The 21,380-nt window shown below is 42.4% G+C and carries 20 protein-coding genes; 13 read left to right on the plus strand and 7 right to left on the minus strand.

Annotated features, from left to right (window positions below; all coding sequences use genetic code 11):
* Window positions 1–14 precede the first annotated feature (14 nt).
* From WC222_11750 to WC222_11775, 6 genes are all read left to right on the plus strand, one after another.
* On the plus strand, window positions 15–2,255 hold the full coding sequence (locus tag WC222_11750; GenBank protein MFA6917064.1) for a hypothetical protein: 2,241 nt from the start codon (window positions 15–17) through the stop codon (window positions 2,253–2,255).
* Window positions 2,256–2,265: 10 nt separating this feature from the next.
* On the plus strand, window positions 2,266–2,502 hold the full coding sequence (locus WC222_11755; GenBank protein MFA6917065.1) for a hypothetical protein: 237 nt from the start codon (window positions 2,266–2,268) through the stop codon (window positions 2,500–2,502).
* A gap of 78 nt (window positions 2,503–2,580) precedes the next feature.
* Window positions 2,581–2,736: a DUF3309 family protein gene (locus WC222_11760; protein ID MFA6917066.1), complete on the plus strand. Its 156-nt coding sequence runs from the start codon at window positions 2,581–2,583 to the stop codon at window positions 2,734–2,736.
* A gap of 27 nt (window positions 2,737–2,763) precedes the next feature.
* The gene (locus WC222_11765; GenBank protein ID MFA6917067.1) at window positions 2,764–2,919 is read left to right on the plus strand and encodes a DUF3309 family protein; all 156 of its coding nucleotides are present in this window, start codon (window positions 2,764–2,766) and stop codon (window positions 2,917–2,919) included.
* Between the two features lie 259 nt (window positions 2,920–3,178).
* Entirely contained in the window at window positions 3,179–4,393 is a 1,215-nt protein-coding gene (locus WC222_11770) for a hypothetical protein (protein MFA6917068.1), read from the plus strand.
* Between the two features lie 86 nt (window positions 4,394–4,479).
* Complete coding sequence (locus WC222_11775) at window positions 4,480–5,007, plus strand: hypothetical protein (GenBank protein MFA6917069.1); 528 nt, start codon at window positions 4,480–4,482, stop codon at window positions 5,005–5,007.
* Window positions 5,008–5,022: 15 nt separating this feature from the next.
* Here WC222_11775 and WC222_11780 read toward each other — a convergent pair whose 3' ends face one another.
* Window positions 5,023–5,727 (minus strand): hypothetical protein, encoded by a 705-nt coding sequence (locus WC222_11780; GenBank protein ID MFA6917070.1) that lies wholly within the window; start codon window positions 5,725–5,727, stop codon window positions 5,023–5,025.
* Window positions 5,728–5,957: 230 nt separating this feature from the next.
* Between WC222_11780 and proB the strand changes: the two genes are divergently transcribed.
* From proB to WC222_11805, 5 genes are all read left to right on the plus strand, one after another.
* On the plus strand, window positions 5,958–7,079 hold the full coding sequence (gene proB / locus WC222_11785) for a glutamate 5-kinase (GenBank protein ID MFA6917071.1): 1,122 nt from the start codon (window positions 5,958–5,960) through the stop codon (window positions 7,077–7,079).
* Window positions 7,079–8,350, plus strand: coding sequence for a glutamate-5-semialdehyde dehydrogenase (locus WC222_11790; GenBank protein MFA6917072.1), 1,272 nt, complete (start codon window positions 7,079–7,081; stop codon window positions 8,348–8,350). Before proB ends, WC222_11790 begins: the two co-directional genes overlap by 1 nt.
* A gap of 1 nt (window position 8,351) precedes the next feature.
* Window positions 8,352–9,134: a pyrroline-5-carboxylate reductase gene (gene proC, locus WC222_11795; GenBank protein ID MFA6917073.1), complete on the plus strand. Its 783-nt coding sequence runs from the start codon at window positions 8,352–8,354 to the stop codon at window positions 9,132–9,134.
* Window positions 9,135–9,231: 97 nt separating this feature from the next.
* On the plus strand, window positions 9,232–10,215 hold the full coding sequence (locus WC222_11800) for a DMT family transporter (GenBank protein ID MFA6917074.1): 984 nt from the start codon (window positions 9,232–9,234) through the stop codon (window positions 10,213–10,215).
* A 61-nt stretch (window positions 10,216–10,276) separates the two neighbouring features.
* Window positions 10,277–12,208: an aconitate hydratase gene (locus tag WC222_11805; GenBank protein ID MFA6917075.1), complete on the plus strand. Its 1,932-nt coding sequence runs from the start codon at window positions 10,277–10,279 to the stop codon at window positions 12,206–12,208.
* On the opposite strand, the gene WC222_11810 is transcribed toward WC222_11805, so the two are convergent.
* Both WC222_11810 and WC222_11815 read right to left on the minus strand, forming a co-directional pair.
* A complete protein-coding gene (locus WC222_11810) occupies window positions 12,205–12,606 on the minus strand; it encodes a response regulator (protein MFA6917076.1) in 402 nt (133 codons plus the stop codon). The two genes, WC222_11805 and WC222_11810, sit on opposite strands and share 4 nt — an antisense overlap.
* On the minus strand, window positions 12,593–14,038 hold the full coding sequence (locus WC222_11815; protein ID MFA6917077.1) for an ATP-binding protein: 1,446 nt from the start codon (window positions 14,036–14,038) through the stop codon (window positions 12,593–12,595). Before WC222_11815 ends, WC222_11810 begins: the two co-directional genes overlap by 14 nt.
* 442 nt (window positions 14,039–14,480) lie before the next feature.
* On the opposite strand from WC222_11815, the gene WC222_11820 reads away from it, so the two are divergent.
* Window positions 14,481–14,612: a hypothetical protein gene (locus tag WC222_11820; GenBank protein MFA6917078.1), complete on the plus strand. Its 132-nt coding sequence runs from the start codon at window positions 14,481–14,483 to the stop codon at window positions 14,610–14,612.
* Window positions 14,613–15,240: 628 nt separating this feature from the next.
* Window positions 15,241–16,638, plus strand: a complete 1,398-nt coding sequence (locus tag WC222_11825) for a DUF1254 domain-containing protein (protein MFA6917079.1) — start codon at window positions 15,241–15,243, stop codon at window positions 16,636–16,638.
* Window positions 16,639–16,807: 169 nt separating this feature from the next.
* Here WC222_11825 and WC222_11830 read toward each other — a convergent pair whose 3' ends face one another.
* The 4 genes from WC222_11830 to WC222_11845 are packed head-to-tail and all read right to left on the minus strand — an operon-like array spanning window position 16,808 to window position 21,378.
* Window positions 16,808–18,355 carry a GMC family oxidoreductase gene (locus WC222_11830; GenBank protein MFA6917080.1) on the minus strand — a complete coding sequence of 516 codons (1,548 nt, stop codon included), beginning with the start codon at window positions 18,353–18,355 and terminating at the stop codon, window positions 16,808–16,810.
* A gap of 2 nt (window positions 18,356–18,357) precedes the next feature.
* Window positions 18,358–19,125 (minus strand): glucose 1-dehydrogenase, encoded by a 768-nt coding sequence (locus WC222_11835; protein ID MFA6917081.1) that lies wholly within the window; start codon window positions 19,123–19,125, stop codon window positions 18,358–18,360.
* Window positions 19,122–20,297, minus strand: coding sequence for an MFS transporter (locus WC222_11840; protein ID MFA6917082.1), 1,176 nt, complete (start codon window positions 20,295–20,297; stop codon window positions 19,122–19,124). Before WC222_11840 ends, WC222_11835 begins: the two co-directional genes overlap by 4 nt.
* A 1-nt stretch (window position 20,298) precedes the next feature.
* On the minus strand, window positions 20,299–21,378 hold the full coding sequence (locus WC222_11845) for an SMP-30/gluconolactonase/LRE family protein (GenBank protein ID MFA6917083.1): 1,080 nt from the start codon (window positions 21,376–21,378) through the stop codon (window positions 20,299–20,301).
* Window positions 21,379–21,380 lie beyond the last annotated feature (2 nt).

Here is a 21,380-nt window from a genome sequence, read left to right on the forward strand (position 1 = left end):
GTTTAGGTTTGTTTATGCAAGTCAGCAACGGACAACCATCGCCAATCCAACATCAGCAAGCTGCTGAAGCGCCTTCTGTAACAAAAGGAACAGACCTCCTGTCGAATGTTAAATTCGAAGCTGCTCCTGCCCATATCCCTTCAAGACAATCTATGCCCGAATCCCACGAAGCTAATACCGTCCCTTCAAATCATATCGCCGAAGAAACCAAGTTTCCTGCTGATTCCCCTGCGCAGCCCCCTCCTGAAAATGATGAAGAAATGGAGTTTGCGAGCGGAACTTTCATTGCGCACGATGATAGTGATGATGAGGGTGACATGGAATTTGCAAGCGGAACATTCATTGCCCATGACGACGATGATGAGGGTGAAATGAACTTGGATTCTGGCTCAATGATAGTTAAGGATGATCCTGAGGATGACGATGATATGAATCTGAATTCAGGCTCAATGATTGTTAAGGACGATGAAGACGATGATATGAATTTGAATAGCGGTTCCATGATAGTTAACGACAACGACGATGAGGATATGAATCTGAACAGCGGCACAATGTTAGCTAACGATGATGAAGACATGGATATGGCGTCCGGCTCAATGATTGTTAAAGAAGAACCCCAGGAAAAAACCCAAGAGAAAGCCCAGCCTAAAGCAAGTGCTGCTCCAAAACAGCCTAAAGGTTCCGGGCTTCCCTCCTACCTCACCGCACACATGCAAAAAGGGCTGGCAGAACTACCTCCCCAACAGCACCTAGCTATGAATGCGGGAGCTGCTGAAGAAAAAAAATCTCAAATCGTCGCCAAAAGAAATGAGCGTATCAATAATCCTGAAGGAAATATAGATTTGCAGGATAAATGGGTTCTAGAAAATGGTACTACCCTTAAGGAACATAAGGAACTCACCGAAAAAGGGCAGCTTATTCCCACCATCAAAACACGTCGTCAAGCCCTGTCGGATAGGAAAGAAGAGTTAAGAAGCTTTGTCCAACAACAGCAGCAGCACCCTGTAGATAAAATCTGCGCCGAGCTATATCGTAATATCTCCACATCAACCGTATCCATCCGTCCAGCGTCCGGCGGACAAGGCGGTGCTTACTTCGGCAATGGCGTCATCGTTAAACCCAAAGGGGAAAGCGCGCTGGAGATGAACAATAGAAAAGGCTATGCCGCCGTAACAACAACCTCGCGTGTGCGTGATGCCATCCCTCTTTATCAGGAAAATGAAAGGGAAGTCGCCTCCTACGAAATGGCTAAAGTTTTGAATTTAGGCCATATTACCCCACCTACAGTCATGGCCATCATTTCCCACGAGAGTTTTGGTGATATTACTGATCGGCTTGAACCTTCATTGCAAGAAAAGATCCTCCATGAAGCCGGCCCTAAAGATAATGAGAAGGTGGTCACTCTGCAGCATATGATCCAAGGCGGTACTACCCTTGTGGATACTTTGGACAAATGGGAACAACAATCCTTAGAAAACAAAGCTCAAAGAAGCCCCGGTGAAGAGCACACCAGAGCAGATGCAAATAGGTTCATCAGAGAAACTGTCGATCAGAAAAGCTTTGAAGAAAGCAGCCTTCTCTGCTTTTTCCTGGGGGAAAATGACGGTAACGTAGGAAACTTCCTGGTTGTCCCTAAAGATGATGGTAAAAGTGGTATTGTTAAAATTGATAACGGGCTTGCACTCCCTACACGCAATGAAGGCTTTTTAAACAATCTTACAGAACTCGTCATTGCAAAGGATAAGATTTCTCCCGAAGGAAAGGCTATCATTAATAATGCCAATCCCGCCGCATTAGCTACTATAGCTGATAAGTATGGATTAGGCGATACCTCTGAAGCTACAACCGAGCGTATTCTCTTCATGAAGGATGTAATTAAATTCTATCCTGATATTTCTTTAAGAGAGATGGGAGTTCGTCTAAGTTTATTAAACGAAGGACGCGATAGAGCCCTTGGACAATTAACGCCCACTGATATGAATGAAGGTAAAGTGAAAAATCCTGCTAAAATGCAGCTTCCCCAATCTTATACAGAAACGAAAGAAGAAAAGGTCGTTAAGCCTCAACGAGATGTTAATAAAGCTCTATCGAACGCTCCACGCTTTGAGTCAGAGATTGCTATTAAACCTCTATGGCAGCGAAAATTAGAGTATGAGCAGGCAGCAAAACAAAGAGAAGCTGCGAACCAACCTAAGGCACAAGACGTTGTAGAAAAAGGACGCGTGAACCGACTTATCGGCATGTTTAATAAATAAGGATGGACATATGAAATTAGTAGACAATGAATCAGGCAGAACGGTCTATGCAGATGAAGGTGGCAAAAAAAAATTCAATCATTTGGGATTAGAAACTCAGTTTTCTAAGGGTGTAAGATTGGATGATTTTATGGTAAAGGAAGGACAATTTCAAGGAAGACCTGTAGTGAAAATTACAGAGCCGGATTTTACTGAAGCCTTAAAGCTTAAGATAGGTCATTCAACAAAATATCATTGGGAGGATTAGTCTTTTTTAAATAAATGACTTGACTTTTTTAAGGCATAAAAACAACTTAGCATTTATTACTAACTCTAAGGTGTTTTTATGCTTTCTACAATTTTAATTGTAATCTTAATTCTACTACTTATTGGCGCATTACCTCGCTGGTCGCACAGCAATAAATGGGGATATGGACCTAGCGGCCTGCTAGGAACGATACTCATTATTATATTGATTTTGATGTTAATTGGCAGAATATAAGATCTCTACAGCACCCAGGAGTATATTATGCTTAGTACAATTCTTATTGTTATATTAATTCTATTCCTTATTGGCGCATTGCCTGCATGGCCTTATAGTGCAGGATGGGGATATGGTCCTAGCGGTTTGTTAGGAACTATATTAATTATCCTCTTAGTTTTAGCACTTTTAGGAAGGCTTTAAAACGCAATTTGCGCCCTAAATCGCGCTTGAACCTTGTTCAAGCGCGATAATTTCATAGAGGGCGGCCCCTTAGTTGAATTTTAAAGAACTGTCAACAGTACGCCCGCTATACCTTCTCCATGGCTAAGTTAGCGCCTATCTTAGGGGCTTTCTTTTTCTTTCCTTCATACTTATTTTTAGAATCAATTTACAATTAATTTTACATTTATTTATTCATTCTATAAGATAAGACATACTTTTAATAAAGTTACTGTTTCATATGAATTCTATTACATTTAATACATGCTTTCCTTGCACATTTTTTGATTCTGCAAAACAATCCATTCTAAAATATAAAAGACTAGCGACAGTCTCATTTTCCTATTGTCATCAACAAATCGCTCTCTTCATTAAATGCCTATTTATCAAATTTAAAACTCCTAATCCAAAAACGATACAAGCTGTAGAAATCGGATATTTGGCCGCTTGGCAAGTAAAGCAGTTGGCTTCACCCCGTCAAAATTACCCTATTCTTTCCACAGAAGTGCGTTTGGAACTTGTCAAACGTTGTTCAGATTTTACAGAAGACCAATGGCTAATGCTCTGCGAAGAGCAGGAGTTACCGGTGATTATAGAGGCGAAAACGCACCTGTCCGAAATGCAACGCGTTTGCATTGCCTCCTTCCAGCAAAATGAAGTTCATACCGAATACGATGATTATGACCTTTATCCCGACTACTGCGCAACTTCCCCTCTTCCTAAAAACCTCTTCCAAGGTTGGATTGCAAACCTGTCCTGTGAATCTTTAGTTAATCTTTTGGTTGAGTACACTAACTCTTTTGAACATATACAATGGGTATGGGAGAGCCTATCTAAAGAGAAAAAGGAAGAATTTGTCCTCCAGCTTTCCAAGCACAAAGTGGATGTCAATAAGCTGAACCAGCTCACAACATATCTTTTGAATTGGTATCAAGAGTCGTTTTTTGATGCCTGCAATGCAAAGAGCATACTCGTCAGCGAAATCATCGAGAGTCTTTATACAGGAATCAATAATAGAAACCTTTCCCTTAAAACGCGTTTGAGCAATGTGGATTTGTTGAATGGCCTGCACGCCAGAATTATAGCAGCAAACTCTTTCGTCCGATATACCCGCATAGATAGGGAACTGCCAAAAGGTCTAGAGAGCGATAACTCTCTGCTGGGAGGAATATTTAATGAGATGTATCCCCCCGTAGAACCATTCTACGTACGAAAAATCATTGAAAAAAGCAAACGTTGCCCTAACCTTTTCGAGTGGCTGCACAACTTTTGGAAAGAGGCACCTCCGCAGAATCAATACCAACTACAGCTCACCCTTTGCAGGTATTACTCAAAAGCAGAAATTGAAACGCGTCTTAACACCCCTAAGGAACAGTATCATAACTCGCTTGGTTGGTATATGGAGCAGACACGCCCCGATTTAGCTTTTATCCATAAGGACAAGTCAGAAGAATAACTTGCAAGTTCGTAAACAAAATAATTTACCTTAAAAATCACCCTTGATAGACTCGCTATTCCTAATATCTCACACACGGTTTAGCCATGTCCTTAAACAACTTCCGTATTTCAGTCGAAACAACCGTACAAAATGCAAATCAAAAATTTGATGAATACGTTGTACACCCTATTGGAAAATGGCTTGACCAACACGAGCTGATAAAGACGATTGACATTGCCTCCAAGCATGTTTTTAGAAGCATACAAATGCTGGGTTTCGTTGTCCTTCTACCCTACTCATCCATGACAAACTGCATTATAGGGATATTATGGAGTATTTCTTATCGAATAACTATTGAAAGGAAATGCGATTTCCACTTTGCTGTCGTATCCTGCGCTGGCGGATATGCCCTTGGAAAAGCCCTTCCATCCTTGGCTGCACTGATTGATGGTACTGCCTTTATCTCTCTAAAAGCATTTGGACAAGTGATCATAGGAACTACCCCGCTAACACTATATCTCTTAGCTGTTGTATGGATTTCCTACGCGGCCGTGCAAGCCATCAAGATACAACAACAAAACAATGGACAACTACAACAGACTAAAGTCCCAAGCTGTTGCAGCGGTAGCTAATTGCAAGGGTGCTTCTTAATCTATCCGCCCTACTAGAGGTCTTCTGATAAACAGATTATGCACGACTTTGCTCATAAGCCCAAGGGGGGAAGCCGCGGTGGTTAACACTGTAAAGGTTCCGCCTCCTACCCATCTGGTCATAGCTTCAAACAACTCGAAAGGAAAAAGCGTATATTCCGCTTTTTGTGAGTATTTTAAAGCTCCATCCGCTTCACGCATTTGAACATCAGTTCTGCGGTCTGTTTTATTATCGGGGCTTAAATGCCAGGTAAATGAGTGGGTAGCGAAATCATAACATTTTGCCGGTGCACTCGTGAAAAAATCTCCATATAAATCTTTATCATTCCACAAACTTACTAATTTCCGGACCGTATCTAGAGTTAACAGCTGTCTTCCTATATAATTAACAGAGGCATGTCCTGCCTTTAAAACTAAACCTAAGGGAAGGATGGTAAAAGTGCCGGCAACCACAACGCAGGGTGTGATGACTCTTTTGACTAAACTTTCAGTCAGTTTTACAACATAGGGGTCAAAAATAGTGCCCGTATACATCGTTTTTTTCCCATCAGCGTCCTCTAATAAGTATGTCTTAAAAATCAGATTAAAACGCGGATAGGACGTGATTTCATTATGCCAACTTAGTTTACTAAGTGCATAACGTATTGTACTTATATAAAGCTTAAGAACAGAATCACCGATATTATTTGATGTATTAGTCATACAAACTCACAAAAAAATATATTATAGTCATCATAATATCATTTAACCGATTATACATATATAAAATTATTATTGCTTTAAATGTCCTGTTTTTAGAAGATAGCCTTTATCTAAATAAGATAAATTATGTTGCATCTTTACACTTTTCAACTTTCTCTTCCGCTTTGTCCCCCCTTGGGGTAATTACTTCGTTTTGCACTCACTTCATCTACTCACATTCTAAAGGAAAAATGAAAACTACAAAAAAAATTGTGGTCAAAGCAGGCACAAGTACCCTGACCCAAGGTTCAAAAAAACTCTCCCGCAAGTTTATGCTGGAGCTTACAAGACAGCTTGCTACACTCCACACCAAGGGCGTAGAAATTATCCTTGTTTCCTCAGGCGCTATTGCTGCAGGACGGGAAGTGCTGCAACATCCTACTGTAGAACGCTCTCTTCCTTCCAAACAGATGTTTGCCTCCGTAGGCCAAGCACACCTGATGCAAATATGGTCTGATCTATTTTCCATCTTTGAAATTCATGTGGGACAACTTCTACTCACACGTGATGACCTGTCCCATCGTAAACGCTACCTTAACGCTAGGGATACTCTCACTTGTTTGCTACAACACAAGATCATTCCTATCATTAATGAGAACGACTCTGTCGCGACCAAAGAAATCAGGGTAGGCGATAATGATAATCTAGCTGCTTTAGTCGCAAACGTCATCGGCGCTGACTTATTAATCCTCCTAACTGACCAAGGGGGATTGTTTACCGCTGATCCACGTCTAAACCCTAATGCTAAATTGATCCCGCATATCGATACTATCGATGAATCTATCTTCGCCCTTGCCAAAGGATCATCCACATCTTTAGGAACAGGCGGTATGTATACTAAAATTGAGGCCGCACAAACGGCAGCCCACAGCGGCACACCCACAATCATCGCATCTGCAGCCCACCCCAATGTCCTTTTGGAGATTATGGACGGAGTGAAAATCGGATCCCTATTCCAGACTTCTATTACCCCACAGGAAAGCAGGAAGCGGTGGCTCCTTTCCGAGAAAAAACAAGGCAGCATCCATGTTGACCAGGGCGCAGCCACCAAAATTATGCATGGCGGAGCAAGCTTGCTCCCCTCCGGAATCACCCATACCTCAAAAGACTTCGACCGCGGGGCAGTGATACAGATTGTGGATCCGCAAGGAAAACCCATCGCAGCAGGCGTTAGCAACTATGACAGCGCTGAAATAACCCGTCTCGTCGGCAAACAATCTGCTGCTATCGAAGAGATTTTAGGATATTCTTATGGCCATGAAGTGGTCCACCGCACTAATATGACACGCTTAAAATCTATGGAGACTGCCTAATGAGCAAAAAAACCACACTGAATGCCGTGGCAGAAACAGCAAAGAAAGCGAGTTTGCCTTTAGCAAGCGCTAGCACCAAACAGAAGAATGATGCAATCAAAGCATTAGGCAGTTTGTTGAAAAAGCATTCCAAAGCAATTCTGGAAGCTAATTTAAGCGATATCCACTCTGCAAAGGCGAAGGGTTTAGATGAGAGTATGATCGACCGTCTATCCCTACAAGGCAACCGTTTAGAAGGAATCATCCACGATTTAAATCATATTATAGAGCTGCCTGATCCGGTAGGGGAATGCTTCGACAGAAATACCATTGGCAGCCTGCAAATCCTAAAATGCAGGACACCTATCGGTGTACTAGGAGTCATCTATGAGTCGAGACCTAATGTCACTATCGATATTGCTGCCCTAGCCATCAAATCAGGCAACTGTGCCCTGCTGCGCGGAGGTTCAGAGACATTACTAACAAATACAGTACTGGTAAAAATCATTCAAGAAGCCTTGACAAAAGCTAAACTCCCCAAAACTGCAGTCCAAATGATTCCTGGAATTGACCGTGAGCAAGTGAAGAAAATGCTACGCCTGCACGGCTACATAGATCTGATCATTCCACGGGGAGGAGCAGCCCTGCATCAATTTTGCCGCGACAACAGCTCTATCCCTGTTATCACAGGAGGAATCGGGATTTGCCATCTTTTTGTCGATGAATCGGCACATCTAGACAGCTCCCTCCCGGTGATTTCAAATGCAAAAGTACAGCGCCCCACAGTATGTAATGCGCTGGATACACTGCTGGTACATGAAAGTATAGCGGCAAAGTTTATTCCCCAGGTGATAAAAGCTTTAGGTCAACAAGGTGTAAGCTTTCGCCTAGACGACTTAAGTTGGAAAATCATAGCCCGAGGCCATACCAAAAAAGGATGCATCAAAGCAGGACCTGAAGATTGGGATACTGAGTGGCTGAGCTTAGTTTTAGGAATCAAAGTTGTAAAAAATTTGGAAGAAGCGATTGATCATATCCATACTCATAGCTCCGGACACAGCGATGGTATCCTGACAGAAAACCCTCATAATGCATCCCATTTCATCAAAGTCATCAATTCCGCTGCCGTTTACATTAATGCCTCTACACGATTTACCGATGGCGGACAATTAGGGCTGGGAGCAGAGGTCGCCATCAGCACACAAAAGCTGCATGCACGCGGACCGATGGGATTAAAAGAATTAACCACGTATAAGTGGATTATTAAAGGAAACTATACCTCTAGGCAATAACATGCGTATTACGATCATTGGTTGTGGAAATATGGGCAGCGGAATTGCACAGCGATTTGCTCCTTTGCATGACGTCTACTTATATGACCGCAACATGCAGAAGGTCGAGCAGCTTGTAAAACAAGGTTGTGGAAAAGTTTGTCACAATTTAGATGAGGCCTTCAAAACTTCTGACATCCTCCTTTTAGCAATTAAACCGCAAAATTTGGACGCCTTTGTACAGACAATCCCTTCCCAGACCAAGAAGGATCAAACCATCCTTAGCATTTTGTCAGGGGTTACACTGAAAAAATTACAATCACTTTTCCCAAACAATACGGTTGTTAGAATGATGCCTAACTTGGCTATTATCTACGGGGAAGGACTCATTGGACTGGCAGCGGAAAACTTATCTTCGGAGCAAAAAGAGGTTTATACGGATTTATGTTCTTCTCTAGGAAAAGTCTATTGGTTTCCAGAGCCTAAATTTAATGCATTCACTTCCTTAGGAGGCTGCGGACCAGCCTTTGTCCTCACTTTGATAGAAGCCATGACTGAATCAGGAATAGCGATGGGATTTAATGCTAAAGATTCTTTGCATATTGTTCTGCAAATGATCAAAGGAAGTATAGAGCTCCTAGAAAAGGGGGATGAACACCCTGCAGAACTCCGGTGGAAAATTGCCTCCCCAGGGGGATTGACCATCGCAGGAATGCGAAAAATGGAAGAATTGGGTGTTAGGGCGGGTATTATGAACACATTTCTTGCAACATACGAACGTACTAAAGAATTAGAAAACGAATAATTACAATTCCACATCAATTTATTTTTATTCGTAATTAATTCACAAAAGATTTTATAATAAACTAAAAACTCCTCATTAAATTCAAACGAGTACTTATATGTTAAAAGGGGTAATCCTTGCCCTAAGCGCCTGCTTTGTATGGGGGTTGATCTTTGTAATTCCCACGTATTTGCATGCCTTCTCGCCTATAGAAATCGCCCTAGGACGCCATTTTGTAAATGGTCTTACTTCACTCTTTTTCTTTTGCTTTTGCTTTAAAAAGCTAATTAATTTACCTAAACTAATGTGGTTCAAAGCTTTAAAATTCGCCCTCATCGTTAATATCATCTATTATACTTGCATTGTCCTAGGCGTGCAGCTCGCCGATGCTGCTATTACCACCCTAATCGCCGGTATTGCCCCCATCACTATCGCTTTATATGGCAACTGGCAGCAAAATGAATGCGACTATAAAAAACTCATCCTTCCCTGCATACTTATCTTTGCAGGTTTAATTCTTGTAAACGCCCAAAGTCTATTCACACACTCTGATACTCTTTCCGTAAATAACTATATTCTCGGCATCCTCTTTGCATCCATCGCCTTAATAGCCTGGTCTTGGTTCGTAGTGGCAAACACTCAATTCCTTAAAACATGCCCCACGTTAACCTATTTTGAATGGGCTTCTATGCTAGGTGTCGCGACACTCTTCTGGGTCGTCATCGGCACTGCAATCATGGGCTTTTTTGTCCTCGATACCTCCCAACTCCAAAGATATATGATCCCCTCTGATGAACTTACAACTTTCCTCGTAGGCATCGGCATTCTCGGCTGCATCTGCTCTTGGCTAGGGACTTTCCTCTGGAACTCCGGTTGCACCCACCTCCCTCTTTCCCTAAGCGGACAACTGACCATTTTCGAAACTCTCTTCGGCCTTACTTTTGTCTTCGCTCTGGACCAAAGACTCCCTACCCTCCTAGAGTTCTCCGGTATTCTCCTTATGCTCCTTGCCGTCCTCTACTGTATGAATACTTTCATGCCTCAGCATTCACACGCTCTACCCGCAGCCGTTAAGGTCAAAGCCAACGACCTTCCTGACTAAACATTTCATTTACAATTCACACCCTTTGGAATATACCTAAATTTTTTAACGGGGTGTTCCAATGGGCAAAAACGTCACGCAAAAGTTAATCGAATCTCACCTCCTCTCCGGCAGCCTGCAAACCGGCGCTGAAATCGGACTCCGCATCGATCAAACACTCACTCAAGATGCAACCGGTACAATGGTGATGTTGGAACTAGAAGCAATGGGTATCGACACTGTTAAAACGGAACTCTCTGCACAATACGTCGATCACAATCTCCTACAAACCGATTTCAAAAATGCCGACGACCATATTTTCTTACAGACTGCATGCCAACGCTTTGGCATCTGGTACAGCCGCGCAGGAAATGGTGTCAGCCATCCGGTACATATGGAACGCTTCGGCATTCCGGGTAAAACTCTGCTAGGCTCCGACAGCCACACTCCCGCAGCAGGCTCAATGGGAATGCTCGCCATTGGTGCAGGAGGTCTGGAAGTGGCCCTTGCTATGATCGGGGAACCTTTCTTTCTGCGCATGCCAAAAATCATGGGTGTTAAACTCACGGGAAAACTGCCCGAATGGGTCAGCGCTAAAGATATTATCCTGGAAATGCTGCGCCGTTATTCCGTCAAAGGCGGCGTAGGAAAAATCATCGAATATTACGGCCCAGGACTGCAATACCTCACCGCCATGGACAGGCACGTCATTGCTAATATGGGTGCTGAACTGGGGGCTACAACCACTGTTTTCCCTTCAGATCAAGCCGTAAAGCAATTTCTTACCGAGCAAGGACGTGAGAAAGACTGGAAAGAGCTCATTGCAGATCCCGATGCTACCTATGATCTGAATGATGAGATCAACCTTTCAGAATTGGAACCTCTTATCGCGCTCCCGAGCAGCCCAGACAAAGTTGTGACCGTCAGATCTGTCGCCGGAAAGGAAATCTACCAATCCATGATCGGCTCATCAGCCAACCCCGGCTTCAGAGACTTTGCCATCGCAGCAGAAATTGTCAACGGCAAGCAAGTACACGAAAGGGTATCTTTCGATATCAATCCCACTTCACGCAAAATCCTGGATGACCTAATCCGCCTAGGTTATTTGGAGAAACTCGTCTATGCTGGCGGGAGGATACATCAAGCCGGCTGTAATGGTTGCATAGGCATGGGACAAGCCCCAGCCACAGAGCGTAACAGCCTGCGTACTGTCCCTCGTAATTTTCCCGGGCGCTCAGGAACTAAAGAAGATGCCGTCTTCCTTTGCAGTCCTGAAACAGCTGCTGCTTCAGCCCTGAAGGGAGCTATCTGCGATCCGCGCGACTTAGGCATCCCCTACCCTCACGTCAAAGAACCTGAAAAAGGGCATCTCAACCCTTATATGATTCTGCCCCCCACTAAGAACAATCGTGAGATCCATCTGGAAAAAGGCCCCAACATTAAACCATTACCCGATTTTGTCCCTCTACAAGATCACATCGAGGGCCCCGTCCTCATTAAAGTGGGCGATAATATCTCTACCGATGAGATCTTACCGGCAGGGGCCAAAGTCCTCCCCTTCCGCAGCAACATTCCCGAGATCAGCAAGTTCACGTTTGCACAAGTGGATGAAAGCTACTATACACGTGCACTGAAGTACCAGAAGCAAGGACATTTTATCATTGCAGGATCAAATTATGGACAAGGCTCCAGCCGTGAACACGCTGTCATGGCCCCTAAGTACTTAGGTGTACGTGCAGTCATCGCCAAAACCTTTGCGCGCATCCACTGGCAGAACCTTGCCAATTTTGGTATTCTAGCCTTAAGTTTTATTGAAAACATCGATTACGATAGAATTGCCCCCCAGGATATTCTCATTATCGAGAGTGCACGAGAACAACTCATCGAAAGTTCTGAAATTATTGTGAGCAATAAAACACAGAATTATACTTTTAAAACTACCCATGCTCTCACTCCCCGTCAAGTGGAAATGGTTCTGGCAGGAAGCGTGATCAATCTGCACAGAAAGAATTAAGTCGTGATAAAACGAGCTAGGTAGTTTTTAAGTGTCTTTTCTAGTACCTGGAATTCCAAAGGTTTGCTCAAATAATCATCCATGCCCACTTCTACAGATTTCTTTTTGTCCTTCTCTTGAATACTCGCTGTGAGAGCAATAACAATGGGTTGTGGGTCGCCTAACTTCCTTATTTCCTTGGTGGCATCATACCCATCCATATAAGGCATACGGATATCCATCAAAATAAGGTCATATTTTACAGCTTTGGCTTTCTCAACTGCTTCCAAACCATTCTCTGCTGAATCGGGAATAATCCCCACCATTGTCAGCATCTCGGAAATGATTTCGCGGTTAATATCAAAATCCTCCACCACCAAAACTTTAGCTCCATTAAAATTCGTTTTAAACTGCAACATTGACTGGCTCCTGTTTTCTTATGGGGAGAGTGATATGAAATTTTGTTCCTTGACCGACAGCACTTTCAAAATCGATCGATCCATTCATTTTATCAATCATGATTTTACACAAATAAAGGCCTAGCCCTGTGCCGCCTCTTTTCAAAGCTTCATTGGAATCTACCTGCATAAATTTATCAAATAATAAATGTTGTTTTTCTTTTGGTATACCAATTCCCGTATCTTTCACATCGATTACTAAACGAGGATCCTCTTGATCTCCATCTTCTATCTGGACTTTCAATAGGATCTCCCCACTATCCGTATATTTTATCGCGTTCCCCAACATATTTATTAGAATCTGTCGCACCGGATGATGTGGAATAAGATATTTATCTCCTTTGGTGGACTCTATCTCATCCTTAATAATTAGTCCTTTTTCTATCGCTTTGCTTTGAACCATTTCAACGATTTCCCTGCAATATTCGTCTAAATCCACCTTCTCATAACGAATCTCCATACTGTTGGACTCAATTTTAGTGATATCAAGCAAGTTATTGATCAGTTGCAATAGATATTGTGATGAAGTCGACAGTATCTTTAGATAACGTGTCTGCTTAGTATCTAAATTAGTTAATTCAAGCAAGGAGGAAGTCCCGATAATCCCATGTAAAGGCGTGCGGATTTCATGGCTCATATTAGCTAAAAAGGCCGATTTAGCAACATTTGCTTCCTCAGCCCGCTTTCTCAAAACTTTTGATCTTTGCATGTAATAATATAATAGGGTCGTAATAAATCCAAAAATTAATCCCGTAAGTAAAATAAGGAGGGGTATTTTACTTTCAAGAAACTCTATACCTTCTTTATTTCCTCTTAAATTGACTACAAAAAGGTTTTCAAAGAAATACCACCTATCTGTAGCTAATATTTCTTTTGCAGTTGGGGTAGAAGCAAAAACCTCTCTGTTATTGATCAATATCTGAATATCAAACTCCCTGAGATGATATAAAATGGGATTTATCTTGAAAAAGTCACTTGCATAATAAAAATCGAGCGAATAGCCTTTTCCGGGAATTTTATTCCTAAATACCAGTAGAGCCCTCTTCTCTTTATCAATCAATACTTCTAACTTTTTATTGCTGCTGCTAAATTCCTTTTTATATTGCTTAACCCACGCCACCCCTTTAACCTCATCACGGAAGCCGCCCTGACGAATTTCAAAATTATCATCCACATGCACAATACCTTGTAGGGAGGGAAAATCCTCTAAATATTGCTCAATGTCACTTTTCCAATAAATTGGATTGTCAGGCAAAAGTACGTAACGTTTGGACAACCGCGTAATCGCATCATAGTTATACAATAAAGCAATATCCAATGTTTGCGAGATGCTATAAACACTATTCTTATAATAATTTTCTAAACTAGCCTTTTGACTGATTTGCGATGCCATCGCTAGAGCTATTGTACATCCTAATACTGCCAAGCCCGACATTCCGGATGCCCAATAAATATATTGGCCATAGTATTTTTTATAGACTCTTCCAGAAACGATAATGAAGATATTTAACGATAGCAGAAGCAAGGCTATGCTTGTCTCGACAGCCATCCTAGACGTATCTATAGATGAGTATGCACTTTCAAAACCACTTAAATAGCCAAAAAAAGCAACTAAGGAGGTTCCAAAAATGATTGCAACAAAAATACCTATCATCCAATAAACCCAGAGCGGACTTTTCCTTAGTGTGAAAAGCGCTAAGCAAATATTCACAAGAATAATACATATACTGGTATTGCTCGCCGGCCGACCAGGGTAAGTATTGACATTCATCTCGGATGAATAGAAAAAAAATGAATCTATTCCTAGATCCATCTTAAAAAATGTTTGAAATAAGATGACAGCTGTAAATACAATACAAAATATAGATAAAATTCTAGTGGGGATGAACTGGTGGAAAAGTAAGGTAAAGCACCCTATTGCCGATAAAGTCATCAATAATGCTGTATTAAATACCATCTTAGGATAACTAGGAACGATAGACACTAATCTAGAATATCCTGTCAGCCATCCCACGAGTACTGATAATCCTAAGATTAATACCACTGTTGAAAAGATGAGATAGGAATGATAGTAAAATTTAGATTTAGTTTTTTCAAAAACCATTTAGTTCCCTTGATCTCAAGCATTTAGCACACCCTAAAACAGAGATATCTCGTTTAACTAAACAGGTCAATAAATTTCCGGTGCCACAAATAAATTGATTGTAAAACAATCATTCCTCCAATACTGCCAAAAGAACTTATTTATTATTTAAAAAACATTGTAAACAACAATAATATGATGTAATCAAACTAAACCTTAATAAACATTAACCCATTACTAGCTGGACTCCATTTGAACTTACTGACCTTACCATCTGACAACGCCTATTTATTCGTAAAGCTCTGATTTCTAATTAATTACATCTTACACTTTAAGAACTTTTAATTTCATTCACTCCATTACCCCTTTAGGGGACATACATGATTGATTTATGATAGCCGTGTGTGCAAGAGACTTAAAATTTATCAGGTGGTAAGCCTACTGACTTTCATTTGTGTTTAATAAATCAAAAAAATATATATGTATTTTTCTTTAAACCTATGAGGAAATCCATGAAAATCCTATCTGTGATCTCAAAATGGTCTTTGCTAGCTTTAGTGTTTACAGCTTGCAACACACAAAGCTCCGAAGACAAAGAAAAAGATGTCATCAAAGAAGCGTATATCTACGGTTATCCCTTAGTTATTATGGATGTGACCAAAGAAGTCATGACAGCAGCGCCTAATGTGACTGAAACAAAAGCTCCGGTAAATCAATTCGACTATATACGTAAATTCCCTTCCCCTACCTCCACAGACGTAGTAAGTCCTAATGCCGATACACTTTATTCATCAGCATGGCTTGATCTAAGTAAGGAACCGATAATATTTGTAGTACCGGAAATGAAAGATAGGTATTACCTTTATCCCATCTTAGATGCATGGACAAACGTATTTACATCCATTGGAACACGTACGACCGGTAGCGATAAAGGAACATACGCCATCGTCGGACCAGACTGGAGAGGCAACCTACCTAAAGATGTAAAGAAAATCCAATCCCCCACAAATACAGCTTGGATGATTGGCCGCATTGAAACAAACGGTCCTTCTGATTATGCCGCAGTGAATAAGTTACAGGATCAGTTTAAGTTAATTCCATTAAGCTCGTACGGATCTCATTATGTTCCACCTAAAAATCTTCCGGTTGAACCCTACATCGATGTAAATACACCACCTGTAAAACAAGTGGAACAAATGGATGGAATTACATTTTTCACTAATCTAACTGCTCTCTTGAAAAACAACCCTCCACTACCTGCAGACTCAAGTTTTGTGAGAAAATTAGCCTCTATCGGTATCGTCCCCGGCGAAGTGTTTGATGTGAAAAAACTCACCCCGGAACAGTTAGAGAATCTCGATAAGTCTATCACAGAAGCCAAGACAACGATTGCTAATGAATTTCAAAATATGCCTAACGCAAAGAAAGTCAACGGCTGGAATATTATGACGGAATATGTGGGTGACTATGGAACGCATTACCTTATAAGAGCAGCTGTAGCCAATAAAGGCCTCGGCGCTAACCTCTCCAAAGACGCTGTGTATCCTACACTTGCAACCGATGCAGAAGGAAACCCTTTAGATGGTTCAAACCGTTATATTCTACATTTTACTAAGGACCAAATACCACCTGTCAATGGTTTCTGGTCTATCACAATGTATAATGATAAACAATTCTTTGTACCTAATCCACTAGACCGCTATGCGATTGGGGATAGAAGCCATTTGAAAATTAATCCTGATGGGTCTTTGGACATATACATCCAAAATACATCGCCCGGAAAGGATAAAGAGTCTAATTGGCTCCCAGCACCTAAAGGTGGATTTAATCTAATTATGCGTCTATATGATCCAAAAGAAGCTGTATTAGATGGTAAATGGAACCCGCCAGCTATTAAAAAACTCTATTAAGGGTTATTTGTCCTTGCTTGAGGAATGCTTTCTACACATACTTCTGTAGAAAGTATTCCTTAAGCAGCCATCGGTCAAGACAACTTTTGGATACACATGGCCTGACCATACAAAATATTCAGCCGACGATTTTGGTATAGGGCAGAAAAGGAAAAGGCCTATTGCTAACCTAGCCTAAACGTTTGAGTAAATGGTCGCCTACCCGTAATGTATTCGCAATTATTGTTAAGGATGGATTAACTGCACCAATACTTGGAAAAAAGCTCGCATCTATGACATAGAGGTTATCTAACTCATGCGCTTTGCAGTTTGTGTCCAACACCGATGTTTTAGGATCGGTACCAAAACGGCAGGTACCTACCTGATGCGCCACTCCGGCAATAGGAATTGTGCTGTGGAAATAAAACTGGCGTGGTATCAATACATTGGGATGCATCCCTATCTGCCCTAGCATAGACTTGAGTTTCTCGTACAATTTCTCTTTAGGAACAGTATTATTAAAGGTATAGTTTAAAGTGATCTCACCTTCTTTATTAACAGTGATCCTATTGTCAGCACGTGGTAAATCTTCCGTTGTCAGCCAAAAATCGACAGAATGCCTAGCAATATTATTCAACATGGACATCGGTACCAACCCTGTTTCAATCGGCTTCTCCCCGCGGAACATCGGCCCCAAAGATTTCCCAATCATCTGAATATTACCCATCGGGTAGTTGAAGCCTTCCATTCCAAAATAGAAATCATTGATTGCTAACGTCTTCTGAAAGAAGGTGTCATTGGGTTCCATCGATAAAGCCAGCACAGCCTGGCTATTATGGAACATATAATTACGCCCTACCTGATCCGATCCATTCGCTAGCCCTTGCGGATGTTTATCATTAGCAGACATAAGCAACAGCTTGGCCGAATTAGAAGCTCCACATGCTACTACGATGATGCCCGCTTTGAATATCTCTTTCTTACCTTCGATCAGCACCTCTACTTCGGTTACTTTGATGCCATCTGCCGATGTATTTAACTTCAAAACTTCGGCATTCCGCATTAATGTCACATTAGAATGTTCCATCGCAGGACGTACACCGACTGTTTCAGCATCTGCTTTAGCATGGACTAAACACGGAAATCCATCGCAAGTTTGACAACGAATACACTTGCTGAACGCCCTGTTATTTTCATTCAACATGATCGCGCACGGAGCCGGAAACGGATGATATCCTGCATTCGAGAGGTTATCATAGAGCTGCTGAATGCGCGGTTCATGCGATACGGGCGGAAAAGGGTACGGCTCACTGCAAGGCGGCTCTGTATTATCTATTCCTCTCTCGCCGTGTACAAAATACATTTTCTCTGCTTGCGTATAGTAAGGTTCCAACTCATCATAAGTGATCGGCCACGCAGGCGATATCCCATCGTAATGTTTGAGCTCACCAAAATCCTCTTTCCTCAATCGATACAACGCAGCCCCATACATCTTCGTCGCACCGCCCACAAAATAATGGACTTGCGGCTGGAAGGCTTTCCCTTTGGAATCGTACCATTTGTCAGGCGAGATATAACGATTGTCTACAAAGACAGCACTGGCATCCCAATTTTTGGCTTCTCTCTTCAACCAATCCCCACGCTCTAATATGAGTATGCGTTTGCCGGAAGGCGCCAAATGCCTTGCTAAGGTCCCACCGCCTGCCCCGCTTCCGATAATAATGACATCGTAATCCATAATTATAACCCCGGGCTTTGCTGCATCATTCCGCCATCGACAAAGACTGTCGTCGATGTCATATAGGAGGCTCCCTCACCGGATAAGAACACGACAACACTGGCTATCTCCTCCGGCTTGGCCATCCTCCCCAGAGGTATTGCAGCATCTAATTCTTTCATCAACACCGGATCTTTCATCGTCACAATGTTAATGGGCGTCGCTACAGCCCCGGGACCTACCCCTGCTACTAGAATGCCATGCTTGGCCAGTTCCAGTCCCGCTGTACGTGTCAGCATCCGCATTCCACCTTTAGACAGGCAATAAGCGATGTTGCCGGGCATAGGCCAATCTTCGTGCACCGAGGTGATATTGATAATCCTTCCTCCGCCCCCTTGCTTGATCATCTGCTTGGCCGCAACCTGTGTACCAAAAAAGGCGCTTTTAAGATTGACTGACAGCACTTTCTCATATTGGGATTCGGTTGTATCTATAATGGATGTCCTTGTCTCAATCCCTGCATTGTTCACCATAATATCCAAACGCCCAAACGCCTTTACAGCCGCATCGACAAGCTTTTGTAAATCATCTACCTTACTGACATCAGCCTCAACTCCAATGGATTTCCCACCTAAAGCTGCTATTTCTCTTTCCAGTTGGCTTGTAGAGTCCGGATTGCAAATGAAGTCAATAACTACCCGTACTCCTTGTTTGGCCAACGCTAAAACAATCGTCGCCCCTATGCCGCTATTTCCGCCTGTCACAATCGCCACTTTTCCTTCTAAGCTCATACCTGCTTCCTTTGGTAAGTAATAAAATAGGCTAATATGCCAAAGGCTATGGCAATCAAAGCGCAAAGCCCAAATATCATTTGTATATCAATTCCTAATTTCTCAAGCGGTCCCACGCCAAATGCAGAAACGCCATAACCGGTTAGGTAGGCTGCAATAAGCCCTCCCGCCACGGATTTGCGTATTGTCGGCAGTGCATTAGAGGCAAAGCTAATACTTAAAGGCAGCAATGCAGAACAGCCGAAACCTGCTAAACCAAAAATCCATATTCCACTCCAAGGAGAGGGCACTTCCTGCCAATAAACACACAAATAAGCAAATGCAATCACTAAAGGCAGGGCTTTATAAATGGTCCCTTCAGCAACAAACCTGTTGCTGAATGCGAAAATAACCCTTCCTAACGTAACCGCACCCCAAAAACTTGTTAATGCCAAGGAAGCTTCCGTCACATCTGCCTGCATACTTTTTGTTAAGTAAACTGTGGCCCAATTTCCACTCATTGTCTCCAATATCCCATATAGAAACACCCCTGCAGCAAACAACCAGAAGGCCGAAGGAATAACATTCAACTTTTCTGTTTGCTCTTCCGGCGGTTTACCTGACTCAAACGGTAGCAATGACGAAAGCGCCAATAATAACCCCAGGGCCGACATTAAAATAAGCGGTAATCCCCACCAAAATCCTAATCCGTCGAAAACAGCAATGAACACCGGCGCCAAGGCAGTCCCTAATCCTAATAACGCATTCAAAATCAATAGGGCCGAGTCCACTTTTTTTGGAGAATAGATCGCCATAAAGGTATTTAATACCGGTACTGTCAAACCAAATCCCAATCCTAAAAGTCCTGTCGCCACAAAAAGTAACCCAAAAGCCCACTCCTGATGCGGAAGCATCAATGCACTCAACAAGAAAATGCCCATGGACAACATATTAGCCAGCAAGCCCCATAAATAGATGCTTTTCAGGCTGCATGAATGTGCCAAGCGTCCACCCATGACTGCTGATAAAATGGCTATGATAATATCCGGAAGGAAGATGCTGCCATATTCCGTACTAGTCATGCCGTACCCGCTCGCACTAGTAAAAATAGTGGCTGTGGCCGGAAAAGCAACCATCGCCACTCCCTGCAGCAAACCTGCAGTGTATATCGAAGCAACTTCGCTCTTGGCCATCCTAACCGCCTACTTGGGGAACAGGCTTAGCTCCCACAGTATTCAGCTTAATAGCCCATACGGAATCGGAAGAACAGATAAACAAAATATTGTTGTCCTTGCCGCCAAATGTTAAATTCGCCGTTTCTTTAGGCATACGGATCTTCCCTATCAGCTTTCCTTCAGGATTATAGACCTGCACACCGTCTAATGCCCCCACATAGATATTACCGTGGCTATCTAAACGCATTCCATCTGGAAAACCGGGCGACACTGTAGCGAATAATTTTCTGTTACCTACTGTCTTCCCGCCCTCCAAGACTTCAAAAGCATAAATCGCATGCGGTAGATTCTCATAGTACGTACTAGGTGCCTGGATAGCCGCACTATCAATGACATACAGAATCTTTTCGTCAGGCGAGAATGCTATTCCATTCGGCATCTTTAAATCTTCAATGACAGCTGACAATTCCTTAGTCCCCGGATCCCATCTGTAGACATTATTAGGTAAATAGCACTCCTGTGGAAACTGTAAACATCCATATGAAGGGTCTGTAAACCACACCGATCCATCTGACTTAACAACAACATCATTAGGCGAATTCAACGGTTTACCCTGATAAAAGCCTGCCAATGTTTTGACAACTCCATCATGGTCTGTCACAGAAATTCTTCTGCCTGTTGTTTCCGCTGTCAACAGCCGCCCTTCCAAATCAGCAGTCTGTCCATCAGCAATATTGGTCGGATGCCTGAATATAACAGGAGCATCCCAAGACAAAGGTGTAATCTGATTGTAGGGCTGCAAACCATTCCAACGTAGAATCAGAATATTGTCGTTCAATTGATCTGTGAATAATAGATATCCCCCTTCGCTATTACGCTTAGATAGGTATACAGGACCTTCAGTAAATCCAAATCCCTTTGCCAAATGTACTAACTGGGGTTTTACTCCCAAGATATCCGCAAAGGCAATATCATATACCTCTAACGGCAACTGCGGCGCTTCTGCCACGGGATAAGGGGGTGCGTTCTCGAAGGAAGCCTCACAACTACCTCCGAAAAGCAACCCTAGAAAAAATAACCGGTATAAAAATGGCATCATCT

Source organism: Parachlamydiales bacterium (genome assembly GCA_041671045.1).
Taxonomy (GTDB): domain Bacteria; phylum Chlamydiota; class Chlamydiia; order Chlamydiales; family JABDDJ01; genus JABDDJ01.

Bases quoted from the DNA above. Each gene is read 5' to 3' on its own strand.
- WC222_11820 (MFA6917078.1), top strand. From the start codon at position 14,481: ATGACAGCTGTAAATACAATACAAAATATAGATAAAATTCTAGTGGGG.
- WC222_11790 (MFA6917072.1), top strand. From the start codon at position 7,079: ATGAGCAAAAAAACCACACTGAATGCCGTGGCAGAAACAGCAAAGAAA.
- WC222_11830 (MFA6917080.1), bottom strand. From the start codon at position 18,355: ATGGATTACGATGTCATTATTATCGGAAGCGGGGCAGGCGGTGGGACC.
- proB (MFA6917071.1), top strand. From the start codon at position 5,958: ATGAAAACTACAAAAAAAATTGTGGTCAAAGCAGGCACAAGTACCCTG.
- proC (MFA6917073.1), top strand. From the start codon at position 8,352: ATGCGTATTACGATCATTGGTTGTGGAAATATGGGCAGCGGAATTGCA.
- WC222_11780 (MFA6917070.1), bottom strand. From the start codon at position 5,727: ATGACTAATACATCAAATAATATCGGTGATTCTGTTCTTAAGCTTTAT.
- WC222_11825 (MFA6917079.1), top strand. From the start codon at position 15,241: ATGAAAATCCTATCTGTGATCTCAAAATGGTCTTTGCTAGCTTTAGTG.
- WC222_11815 (MFA6917077.1), bottom strand. From the start codon at position 14,038: ATGGCATCGCAAATCAGTCAAAAGGCTAGTTTAGAAAATTATTATAAG.
- WC222_11805 (MFA6917075.1), top strand. From the start codon at position 10,277: ATGGGCAAAAACGTCACGCAAAAGTTAATCGAATCTCACCTCCTCTCC.
- WC222_11750 (MFA6917064.1), top strand. From the start codon at position 15: ATGCAAGTCAGCAACGGACAACCATCGCCAATCCAACATCAGCAAGCT.
- WC222_11800 (MFA6917074.1), top strand. From the start codon at position 9,232: ATGTTAAAAGGGGTAATCCTTGCCCTAAGCGCCTGCTTTGTATGGGGG.
- WC222_11845 (MFA6917083.1), bottom strand. From the start codon at position 21,378: ATGATGCCATTTTTATACCGGTTATTTTTTCTAGGGTTGCTTTTCGGA.
- WC222_11840 (MFA6917082.1), bottom strand. From the start codon at position 20,297: ATGGCCAAGAGCGAAGTTGCTTCGATATACACTGCAGGTTTGCTGCAG.
- WC222_11760 (MFA6917066.1), top strand. From the start codon at position 2,581: ATGCTTTCTACAATTTTAATTGTAATCTTAATTCTACTACTTATTGGC.
- WC222_11770 (MFA6917068.1), top strand. From the start codon at position 3,179: ATGAATTCTATTACATTTAATACATGCTTTCCTTGCACATTTTTTGAT.
- WC222_11775 (MFA6917069.1), top strand. From the start codon at position 4,480: ATGTCCTTAAACAACTTCCGTATTTCAGTCGAAACAACCGTACAAAAT.
- WC222_11765 (MFA6917067.1), top strand. From the start codon at position 2,764: ATGCTTAGTACAATTCTTATTGTTATATTAATTCTATTCCTTATTGGC.
- WC222_11810 (MFA6917076.1), bottom strand. From the start codon at position 12,606: ATGTTGCAGTTTAAAACGAATTTTAATGGAGCTAAAGTTTTGGTGGTG.
- WC222_11755 (MFA6917065.1), top strand. From the start codon at position 2,266: ATGAAATTAGTAGACAATGAATCAGGCAGAACGGTCTATGCAGATGAA.
- WC222_11835 (MFA6917081.1), bottom strand. From the start codon at position 19,125: ATGAGCTTAGAAGGAAAAGTGGCGATTGTGACAGGCGGAAATAGCGGC.